Genomic DNA, 16605 nt, shown 5'->3' on the forward strand with positions numbered 1-16605 from the left:
ACCGCCCTCACTCGATGATATTACCGCGCAGCATAAAGCGCGCGTAAGCCACGGTTGAGACAAAACCCAGCATTGCGATGATCATGGCGGCCTCGAAGAAAATTTCGGTCCCCAGCCTCAGGCCGTAAAGGATCATCAAGGCAATGGTGTTGATCACCATCGTATCCAGCGCCAGAACGCGGGTGCCGACCCCTTCTGCGGTTATGATCCGCCACAGGCACATCATGATTGCCGCGCCAAAACAGCCAAAGGCAAAATAGGTCGCAAACATGATCATTCGAAAATCTCCATCAGGCGGCGCTCGTAGCGGCTTTTGATCTGATCCCGAACTGCGTCGGTGTCAGCGGCGTCAAGGCAATGGACCAGCAGGTTATGGCCTTGCGCAGACAGGTCGCAACTGACCGTGCCCGGCGTCATGGTGATCGTGCCCGCCAGAACCGTGATCGCCTCGGGCGTGCGCAGCTCGAGCGGGATGCACACCCAGTTGGGTTGCCGGTCTGCATCGCGTTTGAACAGGATGATGCGGGCAACCGTGATGTTGGCCATCACGATGTCCCACAGAACGACAAGGATATATTCGACCACCATCGGCCAGTTGCGCAGCTTGGGCCGGTCCGGCCAATAGGGTTGGGTGATGAACGGGATGATGATCCCCAGCATCAAGCCAAAGACAAGCGAGTTCAGCGATGGCGAATTCGCCAGCAGCATCCAGACCAGCGTCAGCAGAAATGTCAGATGCGGGTGGGGGAAAATTCTGTGCAGCAGCTTCATTACTCTTCCCTCCCCAAAACGGCCGAGATGTAATCATCAGGATTGAACAATTGCATGGCGGTCTTCTGAGTGTATTCGAGCGCAGGGCCCGCAAACAAGGTCAGTAACCCCAGGCCCAGAACCAGTGCAAAGACTGATGTAAAGGCCAGACCCGGTTGCGGCTCGGGCGCAACTTGCGGCTCTGCCTCGTCCGTGTCCTGCGGTTCGGGGCGGGGAATGACCTGCACATCGTGACTTTTCCAGAAGATCAGCGTGCCTGCGCGGGCCAGACCGACAATGGTCACGAATGAGCCGATCAGGATCACCGCCCAGACCGCATTGGCATCAGGCGCGTCGCGCGCAGCGTCCAGAACCAGAAGTTTGCCGATGAAGCCCGACAGTGGCGGCATCCCGGCCATCGCGATTGCGCCAACGAAGAACAGCGCCGAAATCAGACCACTCTGAGGGATCGGCTGAGCGGGGGTGATGACCCCGTTGCGCCGCTCCATAACCAGATCGGCAACCAGAAACAGCAGGGCCGTCGCCAGCGTCGAGTGGAAGACATAGTAAAGCGCTGCTGCGGTTGCCTGGGGGGTGAACAGAGAGATGGCGATCAGCAATGTCCCCATCGAGGCAATCGCGCAAAAGGCCACCATCCGGGCGATATGTTGCGAGCCAAGGATGCCAATGGCCCCAATGGCAAGTGTCAACAGCGCGGCGGGTTGCAACCATTCGCCCAGCAGCCCTTGGGTGACGACGACGTCGGGGCCAAAGATCATCGTATCAACCCGAATGATCGAATAGGCCCCCACCTTGGTCATGATTGCAAACAGGGCGGCGACCGGCAAAGGCGCGTTGGCATAGCTTGCAGGCAGCCAGAAATGCAGCGGCAAAACGGCGGCCTTGATGCAGAAAACCAGCAAGAGCAACACTGCGCCGACCCGCAGCAATGCGGTGTCCTCTGGCGGGATCTCGGCGACCTTGACGGCCAGATCGGCCATGTTCAGCGTTCCGGTTACCGCATAAAGCGTCCCCAGCGCGAACAGGAACAGGGTCGAGCCCAGCAGGTTATAGGCCACATATTGTACGCCCGCTTTCAGGCGCACCGCACCGCCGCCATGGGTCATCAATCCGTAGGACGCAATCAGCAGGACTTCGAAGAAAACAAACAGGTTGAAGGCGTCACCGGTCAGAAACGCGCCGCAGACGCCCATCAACTGGAAATGGAACAGGGCATGAAAGTGCTTTCCACGCCCGTCCCAGCCCGATGCAATGGCATAGAGAACGATCGGCAACGCCAGCAATGCGGTCAGCAGCACCATCATCGCCGACAATCTGTCCAGCACCAGAACGATACCAAACGGCGCGGGCCAGTCGCCCAGTTCATAGACCTGAATATCGCCGCCAGCGGCCTGCGCGGTGATCGTCAGCGCAATGCCCAACAGGCCGACAACACCCGCGACCGAAAAGATACGTTGCAGGTCCAGGTGATACCGCAAGACCATGATGATGAACGGGGCGAGGATCGCGGGCAGGACGATCGGCGCAACGATCCAGTGGTTCATGCGTCTTCTCCCGGCGCGTCTACGCTGTCCTGCGCGGTCATGTCGATATGGTCATCCTTCGCGGACAGGTAAGCGCTGAGCGAGATCATCACGATCACCGCCGTCATCCCGAAAGAGATCACGATGGCGGTGAGGACCAGCGCCTGTGGCAACGGATCGGTATAAGGCACCTCTTTATATTTGTTCAGCACAGCCGGCGCGTTCAGCGCCAACCGACCGGTTGCGAACAGGAAAACGTTCACCGCATAGGTAATCAGGGACAGCCCCAGAATGACCGGAAATGTGCGACGGCGCAGGATCAGGAAAATTCCGGCGGCTGTCATGACGCCCACGGCAGAGGCTAAGAGCGCTTCCATCAGGCCTGCTCCTTGTCTTGTTCTTCTTCCGGTGGATCGTCCCGCAGCGGGTTGATATCCATCGGGAATTCTTGTGCTATGCCCGGTTGCCATGCAAACCGTGACAGGCTGTCGAGCGCCAGCATGACCGCGCCCAGAACGGCCAGGAACACGCCTGTGTCAAACAGGATGGCGGTGGCCCATTCAAACTCTTCCAGCGGTGGCCAATGGATATAGCCGAAATCGCTGGTCAGGAAGGGCCGTTCGTTGAACCAGGCACCCAGCCCGGTCGCCGCAGCGATCAATACGCCCCAGCCGATGGTGCCGTGATAGTAGAACCTCTGCCGCTCGATCGCCCAGGTGTAGCCGCTGGCCATATATTGCATCAGGAACGCAATCGCCACGATCAGACCGGCGATAAAACCACCGCCCGGCTGATTGTGACCGCGGAAAAAGATGTAGGCCCCGACCATCAGCGCAATCGGCATCATCACCCGAGTTGCCACCACCATCATCAGCGGATGCGAGTCGCCGGATTGCGGCCAGTGCGGCTTGCGGTTCAGCAAATAGCTGCGCACGTTCGAATTCAGAACCGACTCGGTCAGGGCAAAGATGATCAGCGCAGCGATGCCCAGAACGATGATCTCGCCAAAGGTATCAAAGCCGCGGAAGTCCACGAGGATGACGTTGACGACATTGGTGCCGCCACCACCTTTGTACGAGTTCGCCAGATGGAAGTCCGAAATCGTCGGGAAGGCGAAGTCGCGCATCATCAGGGCGTAGATCAACCCTCCGGCGCCAATACCAGCCACGACCGAGATTGCCGCGTCCCGCCACCGGCGCCCGGCGGAGCTGTCCCACGGCGTTTCGGTTGGCAGGAAATTCAGCGACAACAGCAGCAGGATCATCGTCACCACCTCGACCGAAATCTGCGTCAGCGCCAGGTCGGGGGCCGACAGGTAGTTGAACGCCATCGACACGATCAGACCCACAACGCCGATCAGCACAAGCGACAGCAGGCGGTTGCGGTGGAACCACATGATCGCCAACGTCGCGCCGACAAGGCAAATCCAGCCGATGATCGGGATCACCTGCGCTGGCAGGGGAACCCGGGTCTCGACACCAATTGTGCCGGTTGAATAGGCGTAGTACCCAAGTCCGACGGTGAAGGCGACGAAGATAATCGCATAGCGGCTAAGAACGCCGTTGTGCAATTCGTCGGTGATCCAGCGGCTGAGCCGGGTAAAGGCGTGGATAATCGCTTCGAAGATTGTCTTGGCTTCGGGGCGCGGCAGGGCGTTCCACAGTTTCTCGCCATGTTTGTGCAGCGACAACAGGAACAAACCGCCCAGCGTCGCAACGGCGGACATGTAGAGCGCGGGGGTAAATCCGTGCCACAGCTTCAGCGAATAATAGGGCAGCTTCTCGCCCCCTATCACCGCGCTCGAGACGACCGCAACCAGCGGACCGACAATTGCCGCTGAATACAGGCCGATCAAGACGACAAGCACCACAAGGAAGGCCGGGGCAAGCCACAGGCCAACGGGCGGGTCGTGCGGGGCGTGCGGATAGTCATCGCGCTGCGGGCCGAGGAATACGTGGGCAATAAATCGGAAGGAGTAGGCAGCCGAAAACAGCGCCGCCAACAGCGCCAGTCCCGGGACCAGATAGTGAGAGTTCAGCCACGTCGTGTGGACCGTTTCCTCAAGCATCATTTCTTTCGACAGGAACCCATTCAACGGGGGCAGGCCAGCCATCGAAAGTGCTGCGACCGTACCTATCGTGAAGGAAATCGGCATCAGGTGGCGCAGGCCGCCCAGTTTTTTGATGTCGCGCGTTCCGGTCTCGTGGTCCACGATCCCGGCGGTCATGAAAAGGGCAGCCTTGAAAGTCGCGTGGTTGATGATGTGGAACACGGCGGCGACAGCGGCGAATTTGGTGCCAAAGCCCAGCAACATGGTCACCAGGCCCAGATGCGACACGGTCGAAAACGCCAACAGCGCCTTTAGATCATCCTTGAACAGCGCAATCACTGCGCCGATCAGCATGGTCACCAGACCCGTGGTGGCAACGATGTAGAACCACGCATCCGTTCCAGCCAGAACCGGCCACATCCGCGCCATCAGGAACAGCCCGGCCTTCACCATCGTAGCCGAATGCAGATAGGCCGAGACAGGCGTTGGTGCCGCCATGGCATGCGGCAGCCAGAAGTGGAACGGGAACTGCGCCGACTTGGTGAAGCAGCCCAGAAGGATCAGGATCAGTGCAGGCAGGTAATAGGGTGACGCCTGGATCAGGTCTTTGTTCTGCAAAATGACGCTCAGATCATAGGAGCCCACGATATTGCCCAGAATCAGCATGCCGGCGATCATCGCCAGCCCGCCCGACCCGGTAACGGCCAGTGCCATGCGCGCGCCTTGCCGTCCTTCGGGAAGGTGTTTCCAATAGCCGATCAGAAGGAATGAACTTAGTGAGGTAAGCTCCCAGAAAATAAGCAAAAGAAGGACGTTGTCCGACAGAACGATCCCCACCATCGCGCCCTGAAACAGCAGCAGGTAGGTATAGAACTGCCCCATCGGATCCTCGCGCGACAGGTAGAACCGCGCGTAGAGGATGATCAGCAGGCCAATCCCCAAGATCAGCAGCGCGAACAGGAACCCCAGCCCGTCCAGCATGAAGTTGGCGTTCAGGCCAAGCCCGGGTATCCAGTCGAACCGGGCGGTTACCACGTCGCCACGCATCACGCTCGGAATGTGAAGCAGTAGCCCCATCAACGCCAGAAACGAGGTCAAACCCGCCGCCGAAGCCGCCGCGTTCCGGCCTGCGCGGATCAGCAGGGCGGGAAAGACAGCTCCGAGAAAAGGAAGGGCCGCGATGAGGAATAGGGACAATTGCGATACTCCGGTCTTAGCGGTCAGGATGGACTGAATTAGTAAGGATAATTTTATGACTGTCCAGATATTGCAAGTCTTTCAGGGTGGCTGCGACGTTGTTTCCGGTCGCGCGGGGTGCCGCTCAAGTTGACAGGAACTTGATCTGGGCGCGCGATTTTCGGACGCGAAGATTGGTCTCTCATGTGCTAGAAACCCGGAAAGAGAAACAAGAGCGGGCTGCGTGGTGAAAACGGCGAAACAGACACGGCGATGGGTCCTTGCGGGGGCAGGGGCGGCCTTGGTCGGGGGCTTCGCCATTCGCCAGTACCGCCTGATCCCGCCTGACTACGCCGGTGGGCGTCTTGATGTGGTGCAGGCACACGCACAGGCCGTGTCGGGCGGCATCCTGCTGGTTGATATCCGAACCCCGGATGAATGGCAGGCCACCGGTATCGGCGAAGGTGCCCACCCGCTGGACATGCGGCGCGAGGATTTTGCGCAGGCTCTCTCTGATCTGGTATCGGGCGATATGGATCGGCCCGTGGCCTTGATTTGTGCGCGGGGTGTCCGTTCAGCCCGGCTTAGCAACCGATTGACCGAGGCCGGGTTCGCGCAGATCATAGATGTGCCCGAGGGCATGTTGGGTTCGGCTGCGGGGCCGGGTTGGGTTCGCGCCGGATTACCGGTTCGAGATTACGAGGGAAACGTTTGATGACCTGGAAACCCTGTCTGGCCGTCTGTCTGGCCCTGTCCGCACAATCCGCGCAGGCCGCATGCGGCCCGGATGAAGGTATGTGCGAAACCGAAAACGGCGGTTATCAGATCGAGCTGCCCAAAGCGGACAATCCCCCGCTTGTGGTGTTCCTGCACGGATATGGCGGAACCGGCAGTGGGACGATGAAGAACCGGGGAATGGTCGAGCCCCTGTTGGACCGTGGTTATGCGGTCATGGCCCCGGAAGGGGCGATGCGAAACGGGCGGCAAAGCTGGAATTTCTATCCCGGATGGGAAGGGCGCGACGAGACCGCATTTCTGACCGAAGTTGTACAGGACGCGGCAGACCGCTTCGGGATCGATTCCGATCGCGTCATGCTGGGCGGGTTTTCCGCCGGTGCCTTCATGGTCTACTACCTTGCCTGTGACGCGCCCGAGACGTTCTCGGCCTATGTGCCGGTCTCTGGCGGGTTCTGGCGCCCACATCCCGAAGACTGCGCAGGCCCGGTGCGGTTGTTTCACACTCATGGATGGACTGACAATGTGGTGCCCCTAGAGGGTCGAATTCTGGGCGGAGGCAGATTTCATCAGGGCGATATCTTTGCGGGTCTGGAAATCTGGCGCGAGGCGAATGAATGCGCCGACACCAAGCCCTCGGGGTTTGGTCAAACGGATCAGTTCATGCGTCGTAAGTGGACCGGATGCGCCGAAGGTGGAACGCTGGAGTTCGCGCTGTTTCCCGGAGGGCACAGTGTGCCAACCGGTTGGGCGGACATGATCGTGGACTGGTACGAGGGGTTGCCCGGCAGCTGATCACTCTGCCGGGGTCATCGTGCCCTTGCCTTCGACAAGCCGCTTCAACTCATCCCGATAATGACGCGCCGACCGCGTGATGGCGGGTTCTTTGACGTCTTCGCGCATGCCAAGCATCTGCCGTGCAGCCCCAGCCGAAACTCCGCTGAGCGCCGATAGCGGAATGGCGAGCGCCAGGCTTATGGCAATCGGGGCCAGCCACACGGAGACCAGACCGGCCAGAATACCTGCGGTCAGGGCCAAGCCGCTGACGGTTTCTAGTGCGTGACACAGGACCAGCGTGCGCAAGCCATAGGTGCCACCGTCGCGCGCCTGAGGCGACCAGCCGCGTTGAATGCCGAAAGCGGTGCGGAACACGGCGATCATCTGTTGCACCATCAGGATCGGGGCATAGAGGATCGACAAAACAACCTCGGCCAGGAACGAGGTGAAAAAGCGCTGCCCGCTGCCGAATTCGGAATACCGGACGCCGCTGAGCGGTAAGGCCAGAACACCAAGCACCTTGGGGGCCAGCAGCATCGCGTACATCACCAGAATGATCAGCACATGGCGCGTTTCAGACATCTCGGGCCATTGCGGAAACAGCGGATTGTCGGGGCTGAAATAGTGCAGAACCGATGCATCCTTACCCTGACCGATCAGGGCCCACATCACCAGCAGCGCAAACCAAAGCGGCGACATCAGATACCCGACCGCACCATGGAACATGTGGAAGCGCGAAACGGCCCGGAACCCGACTGAGCCCAGCAGTTTCAGATGTTGCAGGTTGCCCTGACACCAGCGACGATCCCGCAGAGCGTGGTCAATCAGCGTGGGCGGAGTTTCTTCGTACGAGCCGCGAATGCGGGGCAGGAACCGCACGCCCCAGCCAGCCCGGCGCAAAAGACCGGCCTCGACGAAATCGTGGCTCATGATCAGCTTGTCCTGCCCACCGAAGGACCGCAGCTTGGGCAGCCCTGCGCACGAGGCAAAGGCCCGAGTGCGGATGATCGCGTTGTGGCCCCAATAGTTGCCCTCTTGCCCGCACCAGCGGGCCAGACCTTCGGCAAATGCGATGCCGTAGACACCGTTTGCGAATTGCTGCATCCGGGCAAAGACCGACTGCGCGCCGATCAGTTGCGGATAGCTTTGGATCAGGCCCGCACCGGGATCGCGGGCCAGAGAATCCGTCAGCCGCAGGATGGCGCGACCGGTCATCAAGCTGTCAGCGTCCAGCACCAGCATCGCATCCCAATCGGCACCCCATCGGCTGACCCAATCCGCGATATTGCCGACTTTGCGATCGGTATTTTCGGCACGGCGGCGGTAGTAAAGCTCCAACCCCGGGGCGAGCGTTGTACGCAGAGCCTCGATACTGGCTTGCTCCTGTGCCGCAATCTCGGGGTCGCGGGTGTCGGACAGGATGAACATGGCATAGTAGTGCTGACCGCCACGCAGGCGCAGGTCTTCAAGCATGGTGCGTGCATTGCCCAGCACGTTCCACGGCACCTCGTTATAGACCGGCATCAACAGCGCCACCCGCAAAGGCTGCGCGCGACCCTGTCGTTTTGGCGGTTCCTGTCGAGACAGCGAGACCATCCCCAGCAGCACAGTGCAGACCGTGAAGGAAATCCAGAAGAAGTTGAACGAAATCAGCGTCAGCAGGATGCCTTCGATCAGGTTGATCCCTTCGGCCCCGAACCAGTCGCTCATGACCCACAGCAGTCCCAGCGTTGCCGCCATCGCGGGCGAGAACGCCAGCGCGCGCCAGAACCCTGCCGACCGGCGCGCGGGCCCTGATGGCACCTGCGCATCGCGGAACCCGGCGCTGAAATCCTGCGCGGGCATCGCCAGAGGGGCCTCGGGCGGCATTATGCGCAGATCATGGCTCATGTGGTCCACCGGTACAGCCAGACCTCGGATGCGGGTTGTTTACCGACCAGCAGTTGCGCGCGCAGTTCGACATGGTCGCGCTCACCCGGTTCGAACGAGAAGGCAAGGCGCACGCCGCCGGTGTCGGGGTTGCGCTGCAAAACGCCGTCCGATGTTTCTGCGTGGGGCGAGTTGGCAAAGATCGTAACCGCGTCCAGATCGTCGAACAGAGCGCTGGGTTCAAAATCAATCACGGCCAGGCGGCCCTCGCCAAAGGTGTTTTCACCCATTGCGGTGTTGATCACGCGCGGCATCGGGGTGCGCTGCGGCTCATCCCCCCAGATCAGGCGATAGGACAGATCGACCTGGCTGCCGGCGGCATAGGGCTCGGCCGGACGCCAATAAGCGACGATATTGTCGTAGATCTCCTGATCGGCGGGAATTTCGACCAGCGTGACGGCACCCTTGCCCCAATCTCCGTTCGGTTCGACCCACAGACCGGGGCGTTTGTGGTAATTCGCCTCAAGATCGGCGTAGTCCGAGAACGCGCGCTTGCGCTGCATCAGACCAAAGCCCGCAGGGTTGGTATCCACAAAGGACGAGAATTGCAGGCGAGTCGGGTTGGCCAGTGGCCGCCAGATCACCTCACCAGCGCCATTGCGGATCAGCAACCCATCGCTGTCGTGAACAGCGGGGCGGAAGTCGTCAAAACGGCTGTGGTTGGTCTGATCGAACAGGAACATCGACGTGCCCGGCGCGATTCCTACATGGGGCAGCTCCTCACGCGGGAACAGCGTTGCCTCGACATCCATGATGCAGTCTGCACCCGCCGTGACGTTGAACCTGTAAGCTCCGGCAACGCTGGGGCTGTCCATCAGCGCGTGTACGACCATATTGCGTTGACCGGGTTCGGGGCGTTCCAGCCAGAACCGGATGAATTCGGGAAATTCTTCGCCTTCGGGGTCACCGGTTTTCAGCGCCAGACCGCGCGCGGACAGGCCATAGACTTCGTGCAAACCAATGGCACGGAAATAGCTGGCCCCCTGCCAGACGCAGAACTCATCGGTTTTGCCGGGGCGATGCATCTCGGTCCTCAGACGCAGGCCCGAGAACCCCAGCGTGTCGTCGATGGGCAGTTCCGGCACATCTTCGGACTTGTCGAACATCGACAGGTCGAACGTGACGGGCTTGGTCATTCCGTCCTCGACCGTGGACACTTTCACCGTGCGCGGGAAATACAGGCCAGGAGTAAAGAAATCGACATTGAACGGCGTTTCGGTCTCGTACCACAGCGCACGGTCCAGCCGGAACCGGATCGAGCGGTACTGCTGATAGGTCAGGTCCTGCCATTCCTGCGGGACCATCTCGCGCTCGGCATAGGGGCGACTGGCCAGATCGCGGGCCATCGCGATCACGTCCTTGTGGTCAAAGGGCACCTCGCCGCCGGTAGCATAGGCCGAGGGAGCCAGGGCCAGGGCCGTTGAAGAAGCCAGGAATGCGCGCCGTGTAAAATTCATTTCTTCGTCTTCCAAGGTTGTGACTTGAACCAGGCGGCCAGATAAGCCACGCCGATGATCATCGCAAAGCCAATCATGTTGGCGACAAAAACACTGGCAACATCCCGCCCACTCAGGTCCAGTCCGACGCCGATAAGTCGCGCGGCTGCCATCGAAAAAACGAACACCGCCAGCGATTGCTGCCCGACTTTGGTGATGACGGTCAGCAGGAATTGCCAGACCTTTGCCGCAGCGCCCTGACCAGTTGCGATCAGACGATGGCCGTGCTCGCCCGCTGCGACCCAGCCCATATAGGCGAGTGACAGGAAGTGCAGATAGCGGAACAGGCCGAAATCGGTCTTGTCGCGGAACTCTTTGGTGATCGGCCAGACCTTGCGGATTTCTTCGGCCAGATCAGGGGCCGCGGCGTTGATCCAGGAAAAGACCTTCCACGAGCCGAAGGGCATCGAGATTATCAGGAACAGCGCGGCGGCCCAGATCAGTGTTTTTGACACCGGCGGAGCAGGTATCCAGCCGCGCATGAAGGCGAACCCGGTGAAGAACAACAACTGCCAACCGAACGGGTTGAAGAACCACTGACGATCCGACCATGGCTCGGCCGGCAGGTCCAACACGTCTGTTTGGGCCACGAGCCACAGCGAGACCGACGCCAAGGCAACCGCCCAGAACCCGACCCGCGACAGGCCCATGACCAGGGGCATCATCGCCAGCACCACCAGATACATCGGCAGGATGTCGAAATAATTCGGCACATATGTCAGCGTGAACAACCCGACCATCTGCGGCGCGGGGTCGTTGAAGAAATGCTGCAGGTTCAGCGACGAGATATAGTTTTTCTCGAACAGGCCGCTCTGGTTCAGCGCGGCCATTGTCATGGCGACAAAGAAGAACAGGCAGATATGCGCCCAGTAGACCTGCCAGATGCGGAAGGACACGCGGGCCGTGCCCATCCACCAGCCCTTGCGCGCAAAGGCACCGCCAAAGGCGATGGCCGAAGCCATGCCCGAGCAGAACACAAAAATCTCGGTCGCGTCCGAGAACCCGAACCGAGCTGGGATCCACTTGGCCCAGGGGTCGTTCGGGATGTGGGCGACGAGGATGATGAACATCGCGATACCGCGATAGAAATCCAGGCGTGGGTCGCGCGTGCGGGCAGGGGCGGCCGCCGGGGTCGCCACAGGTGCAAAATCAGAAGCGGGCGATAAAGTCGCCATACGGGTTCTGTCCTTCTTTGGTCTTTTTGTTTTGTTATTCAGCCGGAACGCTTTGTGCGTCGCCGTTGTCGCGGGCCGCGTCGATCAATGCGCGGCGCGCAAGTGCGTAATTGTCCTCGCCCCCGGCGCGCTTGGCGCGGCGGTCGTCCAGAATGCGCTCGACCGCATCCAGACGGCCCGCGCGCAGGCCGGAATCGATTGTGATGCGCTCGAATACATCACGTTGGGCGTGGCTGCCACCTGCCAGTTGCAAACCATCACGCGCAGTCGACAAAAAGTCGAACGCCGCGCCGTAAAGACCATCACCAAAGGCTTCCAGCCCCTTGGCGGCGGCAATGCCCGGATCGGACATGCGGATCGGAGTGTCGCCCTGGTTGCGCTGCGCATCCTTTTGGATTCGCTGCAATATCTTTCCGGTTGCGTCTGCACGCTTGTCGCCTGTCAGGGCCAGAAGATAGTGCAGGTCGGCAAAGATCAGACAGCCATCCTCGGTTCGGCTGGCGCTCAGATCCGCCAGTTCTTCCCAGCGGTTGCCGACGTCCACGCCTTCAAGCTCGAGCCGCGACAGCAGCGAGGTCGCGTTCGAGATATCGCGATAGTCGTCGGATTTGTCCTGACGGATGTGGGTGTCATAAAGCGCGATCACCTGATCGTCCTGACCGAGATCCAGATGCATCAACGCCTTGTGCCACCAGACGTGATAGCGAAAATTGTTGCAATGTGCCCAAGCGTCTTCGCGCCCGGCCAGCCAGTCAAGACCCAGTTGCGCATTGCCCTTCATCTCGTGCACATGGGCAACCGCGTGCAATCCCCAAGCGTCATCGGCGGCCAGCCACAATGCCTGCCGTCCGGTGATCTCGGCCATTTCATAGGCGCCGGTTTCCTCGAGCGCAAAGGCATGGCAGCCCAGCAGGTATCCGCGGCCCGGGTGGTCTGGCGCGTAAGCGGGCAGGACGCGCTCGATCGAGCGACGCATACCCCCGACATCACCCAAAACAAACCGAATTGCATGGCTGAGCTTCATCGCCAGCGTGTCGTCGGGATGCGCGCGCAGGATTTCCTCGAACTTCTGTACGGCTTGCGAGGGCAGGTCGGCCAGGTAAAGCTCCAACGCCTGGACATAGAGCCGTTCGCGGGCGGTGATCGGTTGCCGGTCCATTGCCATCTTTGCGGTTGTCAGCGCATCAACCGCTACCGGCATCAACTCGCGCCTGCCCAACAGGACCATGAACAATCCCTTGATCGTGTGACCCAGGGCAAAGTCGGGCTCAAGCTCCAGCACCTTGACAAGATGCTGTGGCGTGACGGCTGCATGCGCCACGAACCCAAGCAGAACACCATCCCACGCGTCGACACTTGCCGCATGCGTCAGGGTGTTCAGCTGTCCAAAAACGTCTTGTTTCATACTTGGGCCCAATCCGGTTGCGAAATTTGACACTGTTCGATGTAACAGAGTGTGCAGCGGCGTCGTAACAGTATCGACCCTGCTCTCGAATTGGTGAAAACGCGTGTGTGGAAAAAGTGAATAAATCCGCCGATTCAACGACATGTTTCAGCAACTTGCCGCTTAAATGGGCGGAGTGTTTCAATCTTCGAAGGGGGTATCCGACGCCAGAACGGCCTTGGTATCCGCCCCGCAGACCGGTGGTGCGCTGCGATATGTCACCGGTGTGCGCGACAGTTTGAGCGGATTCCCGATCAGTTCGACCTGTCCCGGATCGGCCTGCATCGAGATCTGCATCTGCCGCGCTGCCACCTGATCGCTGGCAAAGACCTGATCCAAGGTCCGTACCGGACCAACGGGCACCTTTCGCGCCTCGAGCCCTGTAATCACGTCGTCGGTGCTGCGCGTTTGAATTGCGGGCCGCAGAATGTCGTTTAGCGCGTCGCGGTGTTCCAGCCTTGACGGATTAGTCGCAAATCGCGGGTCTTCTGCAAGTTCCGGCATCTCAATGAATTCGCACATCCGTCCGAATTGGCCGTCATTTCCGACCGCCAGAATCACGTGGCCGTCGGATGTTTCATAGACCTCGTATGGCACGATATTGGGATGCCCGTTGCCGCGCCTTTGGGGCACATTGCCCGAGGTCAGGTAGTTCACCCCCTCGTTGATCAGCCAGGCGACCTGCGCGTCCACCAGCGCCAGATCGATCTGCTGACCTTCGCCGGTCTGGTCCCGGTGGCGCAGCGCGGCCAGAATGCCGACACAGGCATACATCCCGCACATGACATCCGCGATACCGACCCCGACCTTCATCGGCGACCCCTGCGGATCACCGGTCAGAGACATGATCCCGCCATAACCCTGCGCCATCAGGTCGTAACCCGGTTTCGATGCGTTTGGACCCGTTTGGCCGTAGCCCGAGATCGAGCAATAAACGAGGTCCGGAAACTCCTGGGACAGCGTGGCATAGTCCAGCCCGTATTTGGCCAGACCACCGGGTTTGAAATTCTCGATCAGAATATCGGCCTGCGCGGCAAGACGCCGGATTTCGGCCTGACCTTCGGTGGTGGCGATATCCAGCGCCACGGATTTCTTGTTCCGGTTCGACGACATGAAATAGGCACTCAGGTCGGACCGGTTGCCGTCCGCATCGGTGGCGTACGGAGGACCCCATTGCCGGGTATCATCGCCGCCCGTTGACGGGTTTTCGATTTTGATGACACTGGCCCCCAGATCGCCCAGCAATTGCGTGCAGGTCGGTCCGGCCAGAATTCGCGACAAGTCCAGAACCTTAACGCCCTGCAGCGGTCCCTTAGATTCGGCCATCATATCCCCCACGCTCGATCTCGGCGGCGATTACGGTGAAACGGTCAGCTTTGACAGCCTCCTTCAGCGCCGCCCGCAGTTCTGAGCGGTTGCGGACCGTATGTCCATAGCCACCGAATGCGCGCCCCAGCGCGGCAAAGTCATGGCGGTCGAAATCGACGCCCCGGTTGCCCATCTGCCGCTGCCTCTGTTTCAATTCGATCAGCGCGAGGCTGGCGTCGACAAAGACCAGAAAGATCGGGTTGCCCCCCATCTCGGCAGCGGTCGACAGCTCTCCCGCAACCATAAGGAACCCGGCATCGCCGGAAAAACTGATGACGGGTCGATCCGGTTCTGCCAGTTTCAAGCCGATGGCCATCGGTACTGCGCAGCCCATGGTGCAAAGGGCCGAGGACTGGATCAACCCACGTTCTTCTGAACAGGTCCACATCTGGCTCAGCAAGATGCGATGCGCGCCGCTGTCGGCGGTCGCCAGCGTCTCGCGTGGCAGAGCATCGCGGGTTTCGGCGATCACGGCTGCTGGTCCCCATTCCTCATCCGTCGGAAACGCCTGGGCCAGCGCCGCTTTGACAGCCTCCGGTTCATTGCCGGGCCAGGCTTCGCGCGCCGGATTGCCCTTTGCTATTGCTTCGAGCGTTGATCCGGTATCCGCGACCAGATGCAGTCCGGCCTGATGCATATAGTGGTCATTGACCACGGCCGAGATGTCGATGACGCGCTTGTCTTCAGGGTCCCAGATCTCGCGCCAGCCAGGGCGCATTTCGATCGGGTCGTAGCCCAGACACAACACCATGTCGGCTTGTTCGACCAAAGGCACCAGATGTTTGTCGGCTAACGGTGAAAGACCCGCGCCACCCAGACACAATGGATGGTCTTCGGGCACGATGCCCTTGGCCTTGTAGGTTGTGACAAAGGGTATGCCGAAATGCTCCAGAAACGCCTGAACGACGCTGCGCGAATCGTCATACATCACGTCGAGCCCGACAATTGCCAAAGGCCGCTCGGCCTCAGCCACCCAGCGCCGGGCCTTTTCAAGACACTCGCCCCCCGGTGAAACCGGCGCGACTTTCGCAAGGCGACGGCGTTTGACACCGGACACGCGCGTATCCGCAACCGAGATCGGAACGTCGATGTGAACCGGCCCTGGGCGCGGTTGATTTGCCAGCGACACCGCCTTGTCCGCGACGACATCGGCACCTTGAGCCGTCAACAGGAATGTCCCCTTGGTGATCGACTGGTAAACTTGGCTGTGGTCCATGACCTGATGGGTATAGGTCAGCGCCTCATCCGCATCGACGCAGCCGGTCAGCACGATCATTGGCACCCGGTCTTGCAACGCATTGGCGACCACATTGATTCCGTTCATTGCGCCCGGTCCAAGCGTTGCCACCAGAATGGCGGGCGCACCGTCGCGGTGATGCACGGCTTCGGCCATGAAACCAGCGGCGTTCTCATGCTTGGCCAGATGAAACGTAATACCGGCCTGTTCCAGCGCATCCACCAGCGTCAGAACTTCGCCGCCGGGCATTCCGAACGCGTGGCGGCACCCCGCTTCGTACAAGCGTTGGGCCAGTAGATCAGCGGCACGGGGCGCTAGGTCCTGCATCAGTCATGCTCCGAAGTTGTTCTTGTCGGAGCAGATTGCGGAGCCCGGTCCTGGACGCAAGCCAGATCACAGCAGTGTGACTATTTGACGGCCTGTTGCGCAATGGCGTGAAACGTTTTGTCCAGTTCTGCCGCAATATTGCGCAATTCATCCCCGCCATCGTCGGTATAAGGATCAAATACAAAGCTTGGCGTTTTGTAGGACAGGGTTGCAGATCCATCCGCGTTCTCGGTTACATAAAACCGGATCGGCGCTTCGATCATCGCTGCGGTCGAAGTCTCGAGAACACGCACCGCATAATCGTTGTTGAAGGCCCCGATCACCCGGTTGCCGGGTATTGTGATGCCACGCGCTGCCGCTGCTTTTGTCGGACCAGCCTGCGTGACCACGATCAACCCACCGTCTTTGATAGCCGATACCGTATCCGACACCAGTGCGTCATAGGGCTTGCCGGTCGACAAAACCTCCCATCCCGGTCGCGGTTGCAGATCTTCCGCCCAGGCGGGCGCTGCCAGCAAGGCCAATGTGGCCAGTTTCAGTTTCATGGCGTCGCCCCCAGTTTCTGGTGGGCGTTTTATGCCAGAAATTCAGCCATTT

General features: G+C 60.2%; 14 protein-coding genes. 2 read left to right on the plus strand and 12 right to left on the minus strand.

The window, feature by feature from the left end:
* Positions 1-7 precede the first annotated feature (7 nt).
* Genes ACR0LX_RS18885 through ACR0LX_RS18905 form a run of 5 tightly spaced genes read right to left on the minus strand, consistent with a single transcriptional unit; the run spans position 8 to position 5541 of the window.
* Positions 8-277, minus strand: coding sequence for a K+/H+ antiporter subunit F (locus ACR0LX_RS18885; RefSeq protein WP_480568255.1), 270 nt, complete (start codon positions 275-277; stop codon positions 8-10).
* Positions 274-771, minus strand: coding sequence for a Na+/H+ antiporter subunit E (locus ACR0LX_RS18890; protein ID WP_480568258.1), 498 nt, complete (start codon positions 769-771; stop codon positions 274-276). Before ACR0LX_RS18890 ends, ACR0LX_RS18885 begins: the two co-directional genes overlap by 4 nt.
* On the minus strand, positions 771-2315 hold the full coding sequence (locus tag ACR0LX_RS18895; RefSeq protein ID WP_480785053.1) for a monovalent cation/H+ antiporter subunit D: 1545 nt from the start codon (positions 2313-2315) through the stop codon (positions 771-773). The genes ACR0LX_RS18890 and ACR0LX_RS18895 overlap by 1 nt, the downstream gene beginning before the upstream one ends.
* Positions 2312-2671, minus strand: coding sequence for a Na+/H+ antiporter subunit C (locus ACR0LX_RS18900; protein ID WP_480568264.1), 360 nt, complete (start codon positions 2669-2671; stop codon positions 2312-2314). The genes ACR0LX_RS18895 and ACR0LX_RS18900 overlap by 4 nt, the downstream gene beginning before the upstream one ends.
* On the minus strand, positions 2671-5541 hold the full coding sequence (locus ACR0LX_RS18905) for a monovalent cation/H+ antiporter subunit A (protein WP_480785054.1): 2871 nt from the start codon (positions 5539-5541) through the stop codon (positions 2671-2673). The genes ACR0LX_RS18900 and ACR0LX_RS18905 overlap by 1 nt, the downstream gene beginning before the upstream one ends.
* 223 nt (positions 5542-5764) lie before the next feature.
* On the opposite strand from ACR0LX_RS18905, the gene ACR0LX_RS18910 reads away from it, so the two are divergent.
* Complete coding sequence (locus tag ACR0LX_RS18910; protein ID WP_480568269.1) at positions 5765-6235, plus strand: rhodanese-like domain-containing protein; 471 nt, start codon at positions 5765-5767, stop codon at positions 6233-6235.
* Entirely contained in the window at positions 6235-7050 is an 816-nt protein-coding gene (locus ACR0LX_RS18915; RefSeq protein WP_480785055.1) for a CE1 family esterase, read from the plus strand. The genes ACR0LX_RS18910 and ACR0LX_RS18915 overlap by 1 nt, the downstream gene beginning before the upstream one ends.
* Here ACR0LX_RS18915 and mdoH read toward each other — a convergent pair whose 3' ends face one another.
* The 7 genes from mdoH to ACR0LX_RS18950 form a co-directional block, all read right to left on the minus strand.
* Positions 7051-8922, minus strand: coding sequence for a glucans biosynthesis glucosyltransferase MdoH (mdoH, locus tag ACR0LX_RS18920; protein ID WP_480785056.1), 1872 nt, complete (start codon positions 8920-8922; stop codon positions 7051-7053).
* Positions 8919-10418, minus strand: coding sequence for an OpgD/OpgG family glucan biosynthesis protein (locus tag ACR0LX_RS18925; RefSeq protein ID WP_480785057.1), 1500 nt, complete (start codon positions 10416-10418; stop codon positions 8919-8921). Before ACR0LX_RS18925 ends, mdoH begins: the two co-directional genes overlap by 4 nt.
* On the minus strand, positions 10415-11632 hold the full coding sequence (locus ACR0LX_RS18930) for an OpgC family protein (RefSeq protein WP_480785058.1): 1218 nt from the start codon (positions 11630-11632) through the stop codon (positions 10415-10417). The genes ACR0LX_RS18925 and ACR0LX_RS18930 overlap by 4 nt, the downstream gene beginning before the upstream one ends.
* Positions 11633-11666: 34 nt before the next feature.
* Positions 11667-13037, minus strand: a complete 1371-nt coding sequence (locus ACR0LX_RS18935) for a tetratricopeptide repeat protein (RefSeq protein ID WP_480785059.1) — start codon at positions 13035-13037, stop codon at positions 11667-11669.
* A gap of 180 nt (positions 13038-13217) precedes the next feature.
* Positions 13218-14402 carry a CaiB/BaiF CoA transferase family protein gene (locus ACR0LX_RS18940; RefSeq protein WP_480785060.1) on the minus strand — a complete coding sequence of 395 codons (1185 nt, stop codon included), beginning with the start codon at positions 14400-14402 and terminating at the stop codon, positions 13218-13220.
* On the minus strand, positions 14389-16008 hold the full coding sequence (locus ACR0LX_RS18945; protein WP_480785061.1) for a thiamine pyrophosphate-binding protein: 1620 nt from the start codon (positions 16006-16008) through the stop codon (positions 14389-14391). Before ACR0LX_RS18945 ends, ACR0LX_RS18940 begins: the two co-directional genes overlap by 14 nt.
* A gap of 80 nt (positions 16009-16088) precedes the next feature.
* Positions 16089-16553: a DUF302 domain-containing protein gene (locus tag ACR0LX_RS18950; RefSeq protein ID WP_480785062.1), complete on the minus strand. Its 465-nt coding sequence runs from the start codon at positions 16551-16553 to the stop codon at positions 16089-16091.
* Between the last annotated feature and the right edge of the window lie 52 nt (positions 16554-16605).

It is taken from the genome of Ruegeria sp. CH11, from assembly GCF_056537105.1.

Excerpts from the sequence above, each read along its gene's own strand:
- ACR0LX_RS18885 (WP_480568255.1), bottom strand. The coding sequence starts at position 277 with ATGATCATGTTTGCGACCTATTTTGCCTTTGGCTGTTTTGGCGCGGCA.
- ACR0LX_RS18890 (WP_480568258.1), bottom strand. The coding sequence starts at position 771 with ATGAAGCTGCTGCACAGAATTTTCCCCCACCCGCATCTGACATTTCTG.
- ACR0LX_RS18895 (WP_480785053.1), bottom strand. The coding sequence starts at position 2,315 with ATGAACCACTGGATCGTTGCGCCGATCGTCCTGCCCGCGATCCTCGCC.
- ACR0LX_RS18900 (WP_480568264.1), bottom strand. The coding sequence starts at position 2,671 with ATGGAAGCGCTCTTAGCCTCTGCCGTGGGCGTCATGACAGCCGCCGGA.
- ACR0LX_RS18915 (WP_480785055.1), top strand. The coding sequence starts at position 6,235 with ATGACCTGGAAACCCTGTCTGGCCGTCTGTCTGGCCCTGTCCGCACAA.
- mdoH (WP_480785056.1), bottom strand. The coding sequence starts at position 8,922 with ATGAGCCATGATCTGCGCATAATGCCGCCCGAGGCCCCTCTGGCGATG.
- ACR0LX_RS18925 (WP_480785057.1), bottom strand. The coding sequence starts at position 10,418 with ATGAATTTTACACGGCGCGCATTCCTGGCTTCTTCAACGGCCCTGGCC.
- ACR0LX_RS18930 (WP_480785058.1), bottom strand. The coding sequence starts at position 11,632 with ATGGCGACTTTATCGCCCGCTTCTGATTTTGCACCTGTGGCGACCCCG.
- ACR0LX_RS18935 (WP_480785059.1), bottom strand. The coding sequence starts at position 13,037 with ATGAAACAAGACGTTTTTGGACAGCTGAACACCCTGACGCATGCGGCA.
- ACR0LX_RS18940 (WP_480785060.1), bottom strand. The coding sequence starts at position 14,402 with ATGGCCGAATCTAAGGGACCGCTGCAGGGCGTTAAGGTTCTGGACTTG.
- ACR0LX_RS18945 (WP_480785061.1), bottom strand. The coding sequence starts at position 16,008 with ATGCAGGACCTAGCGCCCCGTGCCGCTGATCTACTGGCCCAACGCTTG.
- ACR0LX_RS18950 (WP_480785062.1), bottom strand. The coding sequence starts at position 16,553 with ATGAAACTGAAACTGGCCACATTGGCCTTGCTGGCAGCGCCCGCCTGG.